General features: G+C 47.9%; 12 protein-coding genes. 3 read left to right on the plus strand and 9 right to left on the minus strand.

Features of this window, described 5'->3' with window-relative positions:
- Positions 1–99 precede the first annotated feature (99 nt).
- Both GWR21_RS31335 and GWR21_RS06300 read left to right on the plus strand, forming a co-directional pair.
- Positions 100–294, plus strand: a complete 195-nt coding sequence (locus GWR21_RS31335) for a winged helix-turn-helix transcriptional regulator (RefSeq protein ID WP_202929058.1) — start codon at positions 100–102, stop codon at positions 292–294.
- A gap of 315 nt (positions 295–609) precedes the next feature.
- Positions 610–1,068: a hypothetical protein gene (locus GWR21_RS06300; RefSeq protein WP_162329736.1), complete on the plus strand. Its 459-nt coding sequence runs from the start codon at positions 610–612 to the stop codon at positions 1,066–1,068.
- A 191-nt stretch (positions 1,069–1,259) separates the two neighbouring features.
- Here GWR21_RS06300 and GWR21_RS06305 read toward each other — a convergent pair whose 3' ends face one another.
- The 3 genes from GWR21_RS06305 to GWR21_RS06315 form a co-directional block, all read right to left on the minus strand.
- Positions 1,260–1,835: an adenylate kinase family protein gene (locus GWR21_RS06305; RefSeq protein WP_162330904.1), complete on the minus strand. Its 576-nt coding sequence runs from the start codon at positions 1,833–1,835 to the stop codon at positions 1,260–1,262.
- A gap of 141 nt (positions 1,836–1,976) precedes the next feature.
- Positions 1,977–2,336, minus strand: a complete 360-nt coding sequence (locus GWR21_RS06310; RefSeq protein ID WP_162330905.1) for a DUF4406 domain-containing protein — start codon at positions 2,334–2,336, stop codon at positions 1,977–1,979.
- A gap of 59 nt (positions 2,337–2,395) precedes the next feature.
- Entirely contained in the window at positions 2,396–3,049 is a 654-nt protein-coding gene (locus GWR21_RS06315; protein ID WP_202929060.1) for a Crp/Fnr family transcriptional regulator, read from the minus strand.
- A gap of 281 nt (positions 3,050–3,330) precedes the next feature.
- Here GWR21_RS06315 and GWR21_RS06320 point away from each other — a divergent pair, with 281 nt between their 5' ends.
- On the plus strand, positions 3,331–3,942 hold the full coding sequence (locus GWR21_RS06320; protein ID WP_162330906.1) for a class I SAM-dependent methyltransferase: 612 nt from the start codon (positions 3,331–3,333) through the stop codon (positions 3,940–3,942).
- Between the two features lie 154 nt (positions 3,943–4,096).
- Here GWR21_RS06320 and GWR21_RS06325 read toward each other — a convergent pair whose 3' ends face one another.
- Genes GWR21_RS06325 through GWR21_RS06350 form a run of 6 tightly spaced genes read right to left on the minus strand, consistent with a single transcriptional unit; the run spans position 4,097 to position 17,036 of the window.
- Positions 4,097–5,722, minus strand: coding sequence for a sodium:solute symporter family protein (locus GWR21_RS06325; RefSeq protein WP_162330907.1), 1,626 nt, complete (start codon positions 5,720–5,722; stop codon positions 4,097–4,099).
- An 18-nt stretch (positions 5,723–5,740) separates the two neighbouring features.
- Positions 5,741–8,263 carry a glycerophosphoryl diester phosphodiesterase gene (locus GWR21_RS06330; protein ID WP_202929061.1) on the minus strand — a complete coding sequence of 841 codons (2,523 nt, stop codon included), beginning with the start codon at positions 8,261–8,263 and terminating at the stop codon, positions 5,741–5,743.
- Positions 8,250–10,532, minus strand: coding sequence for an FAD-dependent oxidoreductase (locus GWR21_RS06335; RefSeq protein ID WP_162330908.1), 2,283 nt, complete (start codon positions 10,530–10,532; stop codon positions 8,250–8,252). The genes GWR21_RS06330 and GWR21_RS06335 overlap by 14 nt, the downstream gene beginning before the upstream one ends.
- Positions 10,533–12,506, minus strand: a complete 1,974-nt coding sequence (locus GWR21_RS06340; RefSeq protein ID WP_162330909.1) for a glycoside hydrolase family 2 protein — start codon at positions 12,504–12,506, stop codon at positions 10,533–10,535.
- Positions 12,507–12,518: 12 nt separating this feature from the next.
- Entirely contained in the window at positions 12,519–14,006 is a 1,488-nt protein-coding gene (locus tag GWR21_RS06345; protein WP_162330910.1) for a RagB/SusD family nutrient uptake outer membrane protein, read from the minus strand.
- A 12-nt stretch (positions 14,007–14,018) separates the two neighbouring features.
- Positions 14,019–17,036, minus strand: a complete 3,018-nt coding sequence (locus GWR21_RS06350; RefSeq protein ID WP_162330911.1) for a SusC/RagA family TonB-linked outer membrane protein — start codon at positions 17,034–17,036, stop codon at positions 14,019–14,021.
- Between the last annotated feature and the right edge of the window lie 64 nt (positions 17,037–17,100).

Raw genomic sequence — 17,100 nt, forward strand, 5'->3', positions numbered from 1 at the left:
CATATTTTTAATTGTTATTTCCGGTAAAACTAGCCTGTTAAATTATGTGAGTCAATAACTTACCTAAAAGTAGGGTGGATTGTTAACTAATAGAAAGCTATGATACAATTAAATGATAAGACATATACCTGTCCTGTAGATGTTACATTGGGCTCCATAGGTGGTAAATGGAAACTGCTTATTCTATCGCATCTTCATACTTTTAAGAAAAGAAGTTACGCAGAGATAAGAGACAACCTGACGGGAGTGTCAGAGAAAATGCTTAGCCAGCAATATAAAAGAATTAGAACGTGATAACCTCATCACGAAAAATATATTGTCATCAAAACCTTACAGGTAGAATACTTATTATCCGATGATGGTAATTCACTTGGACCTTTGTATGAATTTGTGAGCAATTGGGGAATTAGCTATTTAAAGAAACGCGGTATTGATTATTTGCAGGACCAGCACCTGTATAAATAACCTGATACCTATTGATAAATAATCACTTGAATGCCATAGCTGGCTATACGTAACAAACCTAACACCTATATAATGACGATACTGCCAAACCAATCAATTTGGAAAACCATCAATATTGGTATCAATCAGGAACTTGTAGCGGACATGAAAAATCTTGATCCCTGCAATACAGACGGCAGGTTTATAGAACCAGTCTCACAGGGAAGATACGGGCTGGATCCCGATGCATTGTATATTATACAACAAGACTCCTTTGCGACCAGCAACTCACTGCAAACCATCCAATTGACAATGATCACCCTTCGGTCACTCGGCTTACCGGATGGTACCTGTTATGAAGATATTTTTAAAGCTGCACAGCATGCCGGATTAAGGCTTTGTCCAGCCGAAGTGGGTCTTCAGCTGCGCCTGCAATATATGGATCAGCCTTATGGCGAAACATTGGTGATCGGCATGCAACCCCTGCATGACTGTTACCAACTGCCATCTGTTTTTACAGTTCATCACTGGGACTGGGGAATAGGATTGGGCGCCTGTTGCTGCGGTGAAAGCAATGTGGAAGATGAATGGCATGCAGACAGTGACTGGGTTTTCATGATATAATCACCCTGAAATAGCAAACGCCGGAGATATGATCTCCGGCGCTCCTGCTTTGTCTTTCCTGATCATCACCCGGGTTAGGGCCTGCTATATGCATATTCTAACACTCATTATATGCTATATTCCACCCATTTGACAAAACTTCTCAACTCATTGACCGACACTTCAAAAACTGTTTTGTCATCTGATGGCAGTTAAATCCGTTCATCAATCGCTGTTCGTATGGCCTCAGTAATGTCGCCGATTGTACCCAGACCATCAATATTTACAACGTCAAATTTCTGCTGCATGTATTCAACCGCAGGACCTGTTTGTGTTTCAAATATTTCAATGCGTTTCAAATGAATTTCCGGATCCTGGTCATCTTTCCTGTCGGACTCTTTTGCCCTTTTGGTGGCTCTTACCAGTAACTCTTCCTTGGGAACAACTATATTAATCACACAGCTTACGTTGAGGTGCTTCTCTGCCAGTACTTCCAAAATTGTATCGACTTGTGAGACTGTTCTTGGATAACCATCAAGAATAATTCCCTTTTCACCTAAATTTTCATCGATGATCTGAGCAATAAGGCCCTGCATAATTTCATCAGGCACCAGATTCCCATTTTCTTCATAGCTCTTCACAATTTCACCAAAGGCAGTCATCTCGGTCTTTTCCCGGCGTACCCTGTCTCCTGTAGAAATATGTTTAAAGCCTGAAATTGTCTCAAGTACTGCACATTGTGTACCTTTTCCGCAATAAGGAGGACCCGTAATGATTAATATTTCCATTCCAAATATAATTTTCCAGAGTTGTTGGCGTGAATCAGAGCAAGCTCATTTAGCAGTGCATCCATTATCTCATATAAGACGGTTTCCTACAAAATGAGGGACTAACTAACTGCGGAAAGGTAGATGAAAATTTCAAATAAATCAGAGATTTTCATCCGGAATATCCGTCACGTTGTAATAAATCTTCAATCCCATCTCCTTAGCTTTTCTTACATCTTCATCTGCCCCCCTGGAGGCACCTTCAATTCTAAGCACAGCATCACATTTTTCCAGCATGCGGTGTGCAACAGGATACTGGATCTCTGTCCATATCTCATCACCCGTTTGCTGAGAGCCGGCAAGACGGATCAATGGCAATGCCATCCATTCTCCGATGAATGGAATATGTCCTTTCCTAAATATGGGTAATGCAAATGACTCCAGCTTTCTGAGATTCTCCTTCATTAATTCCGGATTGTCATTAGTCCCGCTCCGATAGGGACCAGCAATTAAGATGAGCATGTTTCTTTTTTTCACAAAAGAAATCAGAATTCTGGAATCCGGACTTAAGGTAGATTAAGTTATTTCCCCGGAAGCTGTCTTTTACGGATCAAACTCAAAAACTCAGGGGTGATACCCAGATAGGAGGCGATTTGCTTTTGTGAGACATTGCTGACAACCTGTGGGTATTTTTTGATAAACCGCATATAACGTTCCTCCGCATTGAGTGTCAGGTTCTCTATGCTGCGTAATTGCTCCCGCGTGTAAGCGTTTTGCATCAGAATGCGAAAAAAACGCTCAAACCTGGGAATAACAGTAAACAACTGGTCAAAATCGGACTTACTCAAAATTAAAACAGCGCTGTCTTCAATGGCTTCTATAAAGGTCATGCTTGGCTTTTCATTCAGGAAGCAATACATGTCTGTTAACCACCAATCTGCCATCGCAAACATAATAGTCGATTCCTTCCCCTTTCCATCGAGACAGTAGGACCTTAGAACACCTGTATTTATGTAAATCAGCTTGTTACAGAGCTGACCTTCTGTGATGATAGTTGTCTTGTTTGGTATCTCTTTATATACCAATAGGGAAATAAAATACTCCTCTTCTTCCCTGGAAAGCGAAATATGCTTTCCTATACTTTTCAAAATTGCGCTATGTATTTCCATGAAATCGTTACGCTCATCAGATTTTAGAAGGTAATTAGATTGATCGTAGCCGCTAAGTAACAGCAATTTACTTATAATCGGTATGATGTTTTCCGAAAATACTGCCGTTGCCGGACGGACGGAAAAAATCGGGAGGCAAGATCTCCGGTACTGGTGTTTCAGTTTTATTGCAGCTAAACATCATTTTCCAATCTGTCAACTATTCGCCTGCCCGGATAACTTTTGCGCAGATCAATCTACCACCTGAACATTTCCCCCTTTATCCAAACTTGTTTCATACTCACCTTTCAACCAGCCAATATCTGAAGCGACTTTGAAAGAACATCAGCACCCATTACCTTTGCCCCATGCAATCAAACATTCAACGACTCTTCGGCAATATAGACATCTACCTCTTCGACCAACTCCTCAAAGGCACCTACGATAAATGTGAAAAAATCCTCGACGCTGGCTGCGGCGGCGGACGTAACCTCATCTACTTCCTGCAGAATGGTCATGATGTCTATGGCATCGACCCTAATCCTGATGCGATTTCAGCCGTTCAGCAGTTATCCGCAACATTTGCTCCTGCTAACCCTACCGAAAACTTTGTGATCGCTGCCGCCGAAAACATTCCCTTTGACGACAACTACTTCGACCTGGTTATCAGCAGTGCAGTACTACACTTCGCTCAAAGCCCGGAACATTTCCATGATATGCTCCACTCTATGTGGCGCGTACTGAAACCGGGCGGGTATCTGTTCGCCAGACTTGCCACTGATATCGGAATAGAATCCCTCGTACAGGATCTGGGTAATGGCCGTTATCTCCTGCCCGACGGGAGCGAACGTTTCTTAGTCAATGAGGAGTTATTGCTTCAATATACCGGCAGCCTCAATGCCAGGCTACATGAGCCTATTAAAACAACAAATGTGCAAAATCTAAGATGTATGACCACCTGGTGTTTGCAGAAAATCTGAGTTGATCACTGTTTCCACTTATAGCTACACCATTAGCCGGTTGAATCTGCCACGGATCATACCACAACTGATGCGTTTCATACCTCAAAGCCGATTCTGTCATTTGAATTAGGAACAGCGTATATCCTGTTCTAATTCAACGTGCGGTCTATCTTCATGCCATCTTCAATAAAGGCCATGAACAGCCTGCAATCACCAAGCCTGTCACCAATGCTACACTCCCGCCATCCGCCGCCCATCCGAGTACTGCAATTCCTCCTCCCACTACTGCAATCGCAGCACCTATGACCTTCATTGCAAACCTGTTCTGCTTCCCGGCATCCTGGGTATGTTTTTCGGCACCTCGTGTTGCGAATGGTTGTAAGAATACGGCTGCCACCTCCTGTTGCGTGATCATATAATACACCTCCCACAGCAACAAGACCGCGATCGGTATTCCCACTCCCAACGCCGTTTCCCACACACGTTCCAGCTTATCGCCAAATATCTTCAGTCCCAGACTGATCACCAGCCCACACAGGGACGCTGTAACAACTGATATGGCCGTCTGTCGGCGGGAATATAACGTCCAGATAACTGGTGCAAACAAGGCCCCTCCCGCTATCGCCGCCGTGCTTAATACCATTTCCACAATCCCCCCGATCAATGGTACCAGCATAGCAATGCCGATCGTTACCGCACCAAAAAGCACAGTGAAAAAACGCGCAGCATATACCAATGACCTTTCAGATGCATTGCGGCTAAACACTTTTTTATATACATCATGGGCAAATACAACCGCCATGATATTGATCGTCGTATTGGCTTTACTGGCACTGGCCGAGATCATCCCCGACAGGACCAACCCGATCAATCCGGCAGGTAACACCCGCTGACAAAGCATCATATAAGCCCCTTCCGGTTGCAGCCCGGTAAGTGAGGGATCAATGACCCGGTACAACATCGGAGGCAGCATCCATATAAATGGACTCACCAGGTACAATACGGTGAACAACCAGGCAACCTTCTTCGCATTCCGCTCATCAGACACACTTGTATATCGCTGTACATATGCCCAGTTACCGCCTATATATACTGTCTGGTAAGCCAGAAAAGCCAGGAAGAAACCAACCGAATATTCTTCATTAAAAAAACTAAAAAATCCATCCGGTGCCTTATCCACGAATGCATGCACGCCGCCGGCCTCCTTCAACGCCATTGGGATCACGATCATTACGGCAGCTGTCAGTATAACAAACTGCACAACGTCTGTCACCAATACCGCCCATAAGCCTCCTGCCGAAGTATATAATACGATCACACCTCCAATGATCAATATACAGGTGTTCAGGGAAAGTGGTGTCGCCACACTCACCATCTTACCTACGGGATACAATACAGACGCAGTGGTGAACAACCCGTGCAGCATGATCAGCAACGTATAAAATTTCTGTGTACGGACCCCTAACCGCTTCCCGATATATTCAGCAGCAGTAACCGCGCCCGTACGCTTCCACCTGGCGGCAATGAACAGTGCCACCAGCACGCCGCCGAATACCATCGTCAGCTGTATACCGTTTGCAACAAATCCATTCTTATAGGCTATAGAACCCCAGACCACAAACGTACCGGCTGAGAAATAACTAATGAACAGGGAGATGCTATTGATCCACCATGGCGTAGCACCACCTGCTTCAAAGAACGCAGATGAATTACGGCTTCCAATACGCGTGAACATCATACCTATGCCAAGTATCAAAAAGGCAAAAACTGCCATAACAATAAGATCGAGTTGCGCCATCCGAATAATTTAAATTGATTATTGTATCATCCATACTTTCATACCGTAGCCATCCAGCATGACATCTGTGCTGTTCACCCTGGCTCCGGTGCTTATATCAGTGACAGTACCTGCCTGTTTAAAGCTGAGGTGACCACTTACCGGTGTGCCGGTATCATTCAGCAGTATCACAAAACGGCGCTTTCCATCGGTCCCTTCCGCAAGGACGTATTCAATATCAGGATGACTGCAGGTGACAAATCCTTCCTGGTGCCAGAGATTTGCGTCCTGGCCATATATCCTTCCCGGGGCAAACCCATACGATTCATGTGGCCCCACCTTTGGTGTCACAAAGCCTCTTGGAAATACCACCTTTCCATTCGAACGTAACTCCGCTTCTGCCAGGAGATAATCAGTGATCCAGCCGATCTGCCACCAGGCATGATGCGGATAGGGACCGGCTCCCTTATTCATCGCGTTCCAGTAGTAGGTGGCAACGCCGGTAGTCGTGTCTACAAATGCGTCTCTGCCGATAGCCGCAGCACGGGCCATATCAATGAACAGGCTATCACCGGTCAACCGGAACATGCGCACAAACATACCTGCATGACTGCATAGCATAATAGGTCCTGCACCATTCGCAGAACCAATAATACCTCCATGTTCAAAGCTCAGACCTGCCTGTGAGATCTGCCAGTCCTTTCGTTCAACCCCCTTAACAGTTTTTATGCTGTTATCGGGTACCGGATGCGTGTAAATTGACGTCAGGTACAGCTGTGCCGTGCGGATCGCAGCAGTTTTGTATCGCTCATCATGTGTGATGTCATAGAGGTCCAGCAGCGCCTGTGCTGTCTGCGCGGTAGCAAAGTCTGGGGCATACCTCGCATCACCGCATACGCCTATGAAATGTCCTTTGTCGACACCGTTGTCTATCAGCCAGTCTGCGCCCCGTCTGGCAGCCTGTAAATATTTCTGGTCTTTCAGTATCCTGTAAGCCACCAGTAATCCATAGAATGTCGGGCGCAGATCTTTAATATCAGTAAACAGTGGCTGCTGGGTATGACGATCGTACGCCACCTCCCAGCTCCCATCTGCCTTCTGCCAGTCCATCAGCAGGTCCGCGCCCAGTGACAGCCGGCCCTTAAGTGTGTCATTATCCGGTTCAAATAATAGTATGTTACCTATATCAAGCATGACGTAGTAGGTCAGGCTGACAGGCTCCACAAAATCACCCCATTCCTCTGTAAATACTTTAGACCGGGAAAGATAATATTGTCCTGTAGCCGCGCCCCTGAAAAATCCCGGAGCGGTTTGTTGCTGAGCGAGTTTAAAATTAAGTGCGTAAGGCAGCACACTGTCTTTCAGATAAGGATCGCCACTGGTGGTGGCCAGCATCCACATGGCCCCATAATCAGCATTTTTGATAGCATCCCGGTTGGCACCCACGACCCCACCGAGATAGGATTGCCCACCTATATTCCATCCGTTGTACTGCATAATGTTCCATAACGAGGTACGCCGGTCCCGCAGGTAGTGATGCATCTGCTCCATTCTGCTACTCAGTGACCGGGTGTTCTTTCGCAATGAAAGGCCCTTTCTAAATCCATATATGTCGTTAATCGCATGCGTCAATACATTACTCCATTCTCCCTGAACAAGGCTAAAACGGCACCTGTAATTGATGTTATCGCCCGGTTGTTTTAAGGAGTGGGGTTCTCCCAACACCGGGTAGTACAAAGTGGGTGATAACTGGGAGCGCCTGTTCCTGTGTGAAAGGCCCAGTAGCCACTGCTGGTGGGTATTGTGATCATGCTGCCACGGGTCTCTTCCCAGTCCGGGATCCGGGATCACGGCCAGCGAAATGTTTCCCTTCGTTGTAATGACAGGGCATAGCGAGCTGGCGCACCGTTCCCTGTACAATACCGGCATCACCGGTACTCCCTGTCCATAGGCGTAACTAAGCACCATATTCTCCTGGAGCGCATTCCCCTGAAAATAACCGGGCATTACCGCCCACGCCATATCCTGGTCGTCTATACTAACCAGTGTGGGACTCGCCAGTGAAAAATACCCGGTCTTTTTACACTGCAACTGCAATTCCACGCGGATATCGCCGGTATATACACTATCGAGGTACCAGATAGCCGTCAAGTCTGCCATAGCCGAAGACCAGGTGAATGCAACCTTAGCGGGTGATAACTGCCTGGCGCCTGCCGGATAAAAATGAACTGCCTGTCCGGCTGTATTCAACGCTACCGGTGTAGTGGCCTGTTTCCAGGCATTGATCTGATATTTATAGGCAGTGTCAGGCCAGGGCTGTCCATTGATCCGCCGAAAACGGATACCACTGGTGTCAGGTGGCTTTTCTGCCGAATACAGCAATGTATATTCACCGGAGGGACGGGCTACTGACTGATCCGCATACCGGCAATCACTTATCTTCCACCCGTCTTTCGTTTGCTGCCACCGGATCTGCAACCGGTCAGATCTTAAGGATACTTCCTGCGCCAGCAGCGGCATGTAAAGCAACAGGCATATTGTGAAGAGGTTAATTATTTTCATACACGCGAATTTCAAAGACCGCCGCCGGTGTATGGGCTGACGGATGGGTAAAGCGGAATGTAAGACTGGTGGTACTTACAGCCTCGTGGAACGCAATGCTGTTTCTTGTCTGGTAATTTCCTTTTTTCTCAAATACTTTGTTACCCTTATCATCATAGATGGCATAGTCCCGTACACAGAATACCATCACATGCTCGGGATGTGACATCAACACAGATTCCATCGGGTGATCGAAATCCGTATCAAAAGATAAGATAAGCTTTTTAATATGCTTTATTGTTTTCCAGCTCAGCGTCAATGCGGGGGAAGGATCATCAGGATCAGCCACCCAGGCATTGGGCTGCGTGGTGGGACGGGCTATACCATTCCGGATATTGGCAGGACCGAACACCTGCAGCGGTTCTTTCAACCGGAATGCCAGGTTCTGTCCGGCCGGACGACGCTGTGCCACCCAGAACTCGAAGCTGTCAATCCCGATATTGTCAGGTGCTGACTGTTTGCCATAGTTGGACACAGCAGGATTGATCGTGTTAAAAACAGAAAGTATCCCTGTGATGCGCTGGGCCGATCTGCTGATACTGACCAATGGATTTTTATGCAGGATGATAAATACATACTGCGCCTGGTCAATTTCAACCTCCGGCTCCAGCTGAATACAGTTCCTGCCAGGCTGGATCGTACAGTCATATGTGGCCAGTGTTACATCTGGCGTATAGCTACCGTTACGCGAACAGATCCTTATCTCGATCTGCAACACAGCAGGCACCTCACTGTAGGCATGCAGACTGAATGCTGGTATCACACCGGGCTGTAATGGCAGCAGCTGCGCCACGGCAATATCCAATGGTGCGGGTGCCGTATCTGCTGTCAATACAGACAGGAACAGTTCACTACTGGCTACTATCGTTGCATCCTGTACCAGATCGGTTGTATCATTAGCAATGATGCCAGGTATAAACTGTCCGCTTCTCATCAGCCATTGTTGCAGTGCAGGCAGATGGCCATCCCTGTATAATGCCGCAGGTGCGCAACCCAGCTGCGTGCAAAGCACCGCGGCCATACCTGCTGCCTGTGCAACATAGGCACTGGTAGCCATCACACGGGAAGAACCGAAGGCCACATGTGATACGCTGATGATACGCCCTGCCAGGAACAAATTGGAGATATTGCCGGCATACAAACAGCGATAGGGTATCTGATAGATACCTTTACTATGCCACTGCGTGCAACCCGGCTGATCAGCATACACACCATCAGAAGGATGCAGGTCAAGACTCCATCCTCCAAAGGCCACGGCATCTTCATGTACACGTTGTTCGATCACATCCTGTTGTCTCAGGATGTAGTCTCCTTCAAACCGGCGACTCTCCCGCTTTCCGGGGATCATACCCACCCATTCCAATGTGAGTGTTTCTGCCTCCGGGAACTCACCGGAGTTCTTGATATGGTTCCAGACACCATATACAATTTTCCAAAGCTCCCATTTAATTTTCTCTGTATCATACACGGTATCCATACGGCCGCCGTATTCAATCCACCACAGTTTACATCCATAGTCCTGCGCATTGAAATGGCGGAACCGGGGAATCGCAGTAATATCCGTCAGCGCAAATGCAGGGGGCACAAATTTCACCGGCCTGCCCGTATCCTTTGAATAGAAATAGAGTGAATGTCCCAACAGTTCCCCATAGCTTTCCGGCGGCGCAAACAGCTCATTGAATTCTTCCATGGGCTCCGCCCCCATCCTGAATGCAGCACCCGACAAAAAGCCGACCACACCATCACCGGAAGCATCACAAAAGAGCGGCGCCTTTAATTTATACTCCGTCTGATTCTGACTGCAAAAGGCTTTAAGCGCAGTAATCGTATTGCCGCTTTTCTCCACCTCATATACCGCGGTATTGAGTAGTAGGGTTATATTAGGTTCGGCCACTACCTTATCCAGCAAAATAGCATCGAGGATAACAGGATTGCCCTCCGGGTTCCTGTACATATTCTCTACCAGTATCTCGTCTATTACGCCTCCTTCTCTTGCCCATCTGTTATTATTACCCATATGCGAGGTGGCCCCCAGTATCCATAAACGCACCTCGCTGCTGGCATTACCACCCAGCACACTCCTATCCTGTACCAATACCACTTCCAATCCTTCTCTGGCTGCGGTTATTGCACAACAGATACCTGACATTCCTCCTCCCGTTACGATCAATCCTGCCTCCAGTGTTACCAGTGGACAAGAACGTTTCTCTGTACTTGCTGATCTTATCATTTATTTAAGGGTTTTTTGCATAATGACAAAGCCGCCCGGTTTGATCAGGGCTATTTCTGCAGTGGCGCCCGCCAATGGTATATCGAGCTGCATACGCTCGCCGGGACGTAACGTCTGTAGCGGATATTCGATACCATTACATTTTAACCTGTAACCTTTCAGTGTGTACGCCGGGAAATCATTCCGGGCGGTGATACTGATATTCGCCCGTCCGGCATTGCTATTTAGGAGTTCGATGGTGACCGGCGCAAACTCTTCCTGCCATACCCTGTACATCTCACGTGGTGATCTGTCAGGTGCAACGAGTCCCCAGGGCCGGTAACCATTTTTGTTGGTGCCGGGAAAACGGCTGAAATAATCATTAAAGGTCCAGATGGAAGCACCGATCACATAGTCGCATTGCCTGAAATCCTGCATCGCTTTCCTGAGGTAGGCAACGCGCTCTTCCTCTGTCTTCACGCCATCCGTGCGGAGACCGAATTCACTCACGTAAACTGGTTTATCAGGATAAAGCGAATGGATATGTTGCAGTAACCGTAAATGATCACCATAGATGTTCGCGCTGACAAAGTCAACGTATTGGGATGCTTCATCTTCCGGCTTCTTTATAAAATCACGAAAGACGATCATGCTGGCGAAGGTGATGAGACGTGAATCATCCAGCGACTTTACAAAAGCACTCATGTCGCGCACCCAGCTTTTTCCCTCTTCAGATTGCGACTGAAATTCGTTCCCCACGCTATAGGCGATCACACTGGGATGGTTCCAGTCATGTTCGATCATCTCACGTAGTTGCGACTGAAACTTGCGGCGCATAGCCGTATCGCTCATCTGGCGCGGCGTCATTTGCCAGTTTCCAGCTTCTTCAATAATCAGCATACCATGTTCATCGGCCCAGTCCAAAAGCGCAGCTGACACGGGGTAGTGACTGATACGCGACAATTCCATACTGCCACTCTTGATCATGGTCAGGTCTTTTTCCAATACCATGTCCGGATCCATCGAGCCATAACCAGGAAAGTCAAGCGGTCTGTTACAGCCGCCCATTTTCACTGGCTCACCATTTACAAGCAGTTTCGTTCCTTTCACCTCTACTTTACGAATGCCGAATTTCGTGGCGGCGGTATCGTTTCCGCATGTCACCACAGCCTTGTATAAAGTGGGGGCATCCGGATGCCACAACGTGACCTCTTTTGCAGGAATAGTACCAGTCAGCTCCACAACAGTCGCCTCTCCAGATGGGATCGTTATAGCCTGTGAAGTCAGGCGAAGCGTACTTTGAGAGATGGCGGCACTGACCTTCGTCGTGACGGAGGTAGCGCCCCTGTTTTGAATAAAGGTCTTTATACGGATAGCGGCATTCCCTTTCGTCAGATCGGGCGTTGCCAGGACCTTCGTGTTACTGATGTACGTGGCCGGCCGGGTGATCAGGCTGACCTTTCTTGTAATACCACCATAGTTGATCCAGGGATAGCCCTGTGCCTGATTGGCCTGAGCAAAAGGCATGGCGGTCTTTGCGCCGGGGATGGTGGTGGTATCCCATGAGTTATCTACCTGCACCACCAGGGTATTTTTGCTCTTCAGTTGTGCAGTAATATCAAACTCAAACGGTGTATAACCACCCTCATGTGTGCCCAGCAGCACACCATTCAGCCACACTTTTGACTTATAGAAAACTGCGTCAAAGTGCAGGTACACCTGATCATTGCCAGTAGCAATCCCTTCGAATTGTTTAAAATACCAGGCAGTGCCCGTGTAAAAGAAATACCGCGGGTCGGTAGAAAAGCAATGTGGCACTGTCACTTTATCGAAGTTGGCCGACGGAAAGCTGCTCTCCTGCCAGCCCTGCATTTCACCGACTTTTACCGGGTCGGTTGCAAACACCCATTCACTGTTCAGACTATAATCCGTTTGTCGTTGTCCAAAGAGAAAAAATGGTATGCATATCAGTAAACAAATAAATCGTCCTGTCATAAGTATTTTAGTTTATTTCCAGTCAGGGTTTTGTTCCAGTTTAGGATTGGCATTGATCTCATCGAGCGGGATAGGGAAAAAGCGGTGTTTGGTCTGTGGCGTTCTCGTAGGGAAAACATTATTGACGGCTTTCGGGATCACCTGCATAAATGTATTGGTACGGGTCAGATCGTACCAGCGATCACCTTCACCAAACAGCTCCCAGCTACGTTCCTGCAACACGGCAGCAATAAACTCGTTTTTACCCAGTCCTTCCGTTAAGTCGGATAATCCGGCCCTGCGTCTCACCGTGTTAATGTAACCGTAGGCATCTTCGGTAACACCATTTTGCTGTGCAGCTGCTTCTGCGGCGACAAGATAAATATCTGCCAGCCGCAGGATCGGAATATTGACAGCACCACTGGCACCAACGGAATTGGGATCCATGAATTTCTTCAACAGTACACCTTTCGTAGTGATCGGTGTTATGTCTTTCTGTAACACTACTTGTCCCAGTTTGTTGACATAGTTGGTGTCCAGCAGTTTTCGCCGCTGGTCATCAGGATGGAATGAATCGAAGAAGGACTGGTAGGCAAATGCGGATCCGAAAGAAGTAACAGCATATTGAGGGCCGTCACTATTTTTAGGTCCGTAAAGACTGATGATCTGTGTTGAGAAGCCTGGAGACGTCGTTTCACATTCAAATGCCCACATATTCTCCTGTCTCGCAGCATCTTCCTTTGCGACGTTATATACATCCAGCACATCCGTCATCAGACTATACCTGCCCGAACCCAATACCAGTTTCGCCTTATCCAATGCGGTGGACCAGTCCTGGGCATACAGCGCTGCTTTCGCATACAGCGCCATGGCCACTTCTTTCGATGGCCGTCCTTTCTGAACATTAACGCTGTAAACGGGAAGCCTGGTCACTGCCTGGTCGAGGTCAAGGTAGATCTGTTTGAAGACAGCTGCCTGCGCGGTTTTACCTACAATGGCTGTATCGAGATTGATACTGGGTGTTATTTTCACAACAATATCGCCGAAGTTTTTGGTGAGCGTCCACAGGTAGAAAGCACGCATATAAAAGGCTTCGCCCAATATAACATTTCTCCGCACGGTGTCCATGTTTGTCTGCGGCACACGATATAGCACCCAGTTGGCCTTTTCAATACCTGCATAACACGATTGCCAGATCTGCTGTGGTGATTCGGCCTGCCGGCTAAAGCTCTTCTGTGTCGTGTAGTTTGGATCATAGCTGAACAGGGTGTAAGTATCTCTGCCAACAACCGGGCGCGGATAGATCTGGTCAGCGCTAAAATCTGAGGCCGCGGTGCCGGCGGTATTGTACAGGCTCACCATGGGACCGTATACTGCTGTGAGGGCAGCTTCCGCATCTGATGCCGTCTTGTAAAAGTTGTCCGTAAAAATAGAAGAGTAAGGTGTTTCTTCCAGCTTGTTACAGGCGACATGCACCAGCAACAGGGATATTACACTGATGAAGTATTGTCTGTTTTTCATATTGCTTATTTTTTAAAGTCCCACCTGTAATCCAACGAGGAATGATCTGGCCATCGGATATACCAGGTTGTCGATACCGATGAGTGTATTAGAACCGCCGAAGGAGTTCACTTCGGGATCATAACCGCTGTAATTGGTGATAGTGAACAGGTTATTGCTACTGATGTAGATCCTGGCGCCGGTGATGTACTTAATAGCAGGCAATTTATATCCCAGTGTGATATTTTTCATCCTGATATAAGAGCCATCTTCCACGAAGCGGTCGGACACAGGCAGTCTGCCACCCTGGAAGCCACTGGCGTATTCGTTGTTTGGATTATCGGGCGACCATCTGTCCGCCATTCCGGCGAGTACATTTCTTCCACCCAAACCATTTTCAAATGTATAACGGCTTAAGTTGAAGATCTTGTTACCCTGCACACCGGACATAAAAACGGACAGGTCGAAATTGCGGTAGCTGATATTTGAAGAGATCCCAAAAATGAAAGACGGATTTGCATTGCCGGTGATGATCTGGTCACTCCCGGTGATCTGACCATCTTTATTCAGATCAGCCACCTTCACTCCGCCGGTCCTGCTACCACTGCCGGGTAAAACGGTTTCACCCGTCTGGTAGATCCCATTGAACACATAGGTTTTGAAGATGCCCAGAGGCTGGCCTACGCGCAGTACGCTGTAGGGATTCAATACATATTCATTCACGCCGCCTTCCAGACTTAAAAGTTCGTTCCTGTTGACGGACATGTTCGCGTTCAGGCTCCACTGCCACCTGCCTGTGAGTATTCTCGCATTAGCGGCGATTTCAAGGCCTTTATTGCGGATACTGGCAAAGTTGCCCGTAATAGACGTATAACCCGAAGAAAGGGGCAGATTCTTGACAAATAACAGGTCTTTGGTCTTCTTATGATAAAGGTCGGCGGTGATGGTGAGCCGGTCTTCGAAAAAACCGACGTCCGCACCGATATTCGCCTGTGTGGATTTCTCCCATCGCAGGTCCGCGTTCGGGATACCCGTGGGACTGATACCGACCGTGTAGATATGGTTAAACTGGTAATTGCTGCCGGAACCTTCCAGCGCCAGTGACTGATAGGGAGAGATGGCACCCGCGTTACCCGTACGGCCGTAGCTGGCCCTCAGCTTCAGATCGCTGAACAGGTGGCTTCCTTTAAGAAAAGGTTCTTCAATGACACGCCATGCGCCAGCAACCGCGGGGAAGAAGCCCCATTTGTGGTTCTCCCCAAATTTGGAGGCCCCATCATATCGGGCGGTAATGTCCAGGAAATATTTATTGGCGTAGCCATAATTGATACGTCCCATATAGGAGTTCAACGACTCTTTTGAGCGGTAGCTGCTCACGGTCCGGTTCACCGCCAGCTGTACAGCTTCATTCTCCGTCGCGTCATTGGGGAAACCGTTTGCATTGATATAATTGTCGTTGTACATATTGCTCTGGATAGCATATACGCCGGTAAATTTGAGTGAGTGGTCACCGACATTCTGATTATAGGTGATCACACTCTCATGCAGCCAGTTTGTGACATTGACATTTCCCTTTGACGCGGTACCTGAATTGGCATTGACCTCTGCTTTGCCCAGGATGTACAGCGGAGAATAGTAATCGTTCAGGGTATTACCAATATCCGCATTAAAGGACGCACGATAGGTCAGTTCGCTGAGGATCTTTGCCTCGCCATATACATTTGCCAGCGTACGCCGGATGGTATTGCGGTTGACGATCTGGGACAGTCCCACCGGATTGGCTATCTCGCGGTAGCGGCTATTGAACTGATCGGCAAACGGGTAGACGGCACCGTCCTCTTTATAAGGAACGAGCGTAGGTGGTGCTCCCAGTGTCGCACCGACAATACTCTGCGTCACCAGCGGACCATCGATGGAATTAATTCCCGTGGGAATGTTATTATTGACGGTGATGCTGGTCTGCACACTGGTCCCCACCTTGAAATGCTGACTGATGGTATGGTCCAGTGTCGTCCTTAGCGAATAGCGTTTGAAATCCGAAGAAATAATAATACCTTCCTGATTGAAGTAATTGCCCGACAGCGAGAACTGCGTTTTATCTGATCCTCCGCTGACAGACGCCTGGTAGTTCTGCAGGTAAGCCTGGCGGTATACTACGTCCTGCCAGTTGGTACCCTCACCCAGGGATGGCGCATCAGGATAGACCGGCGAGTTATAGATATCATTTTCCAGTTTTGCAAATTGTGCGGCATTGAGCATGGATAGTTGGCGGGTAATATTCTGTACACCCCTGTACATATCCAGTTGTACACGTGTGGCACCACTCCTTCCACGTTTGGTGGTGATCAGTACGACCCCGTTGGCACCTCTTGCACCATAGATCGCCGTGGAAGATGCGTCTTTCAGTATTTCCACTGATTCAATATCATTGGGATTAATGGTAGATAAGGGACTTACGTCGCCTACGCCGCCGCTATTCGATATCTGGATACCATCAATGATATAAAGCGGTTCAGAAGACCCATTGATGGAATTGGTGCCGCGTATGCGCACACTGATATTGCCACCAGGCGCAGCACTGTTCTGCGTGATCTGCACACCAGGTACTCTCGCAGCAAGGCCCTGTGCCACATTTGTAACAGGTGTCTGTGTGATATCCGCACCTCTTACGGATGCGATGGAACCTGTGGATGCTATTTTCTTCTGGGAACCGTAGCCCACCACGACCACGTCACCCAGCTTACTGACATCGGGCCTGAGCGTAACGATGATCGCGGACTGTCCACGGATCCCCACCGTAGCAGGTTCATACCCCTGAAACGAGATCAGCAGGGATGCGTTATCGGGTACTTCCCTGAGCGTAAACTGGCCTGCGTTGTTGGTGACGGTGCCCCTGGAAGTACCTTTTACGGCAATGGTGGCACCGGGTAATACGTGTCCTTTTTCATCCATTACCTTACCTGAGATAATGGGCACCAGTGATTGTGCATTGGTAAAAAGCGGGACAAGGATAAATAGCAGGACCTTAAACAAGGGGCTTGTTTTTTTCATAACGAAAGCATTTGTAGCAGTGAATCATAAGTGGTACACAATGTTATCGAAGAATTTCAAACAA

The organism is Chitinophaga agri (genome assembly GCF_010093065.1).
Classification (GTDB): domain Bacteria; phylum Bacteroidota; class Bacteroidia; order Chitinophagales; family Chitinophagaceae; genus Chitinophaga; species Chitinophaga agri.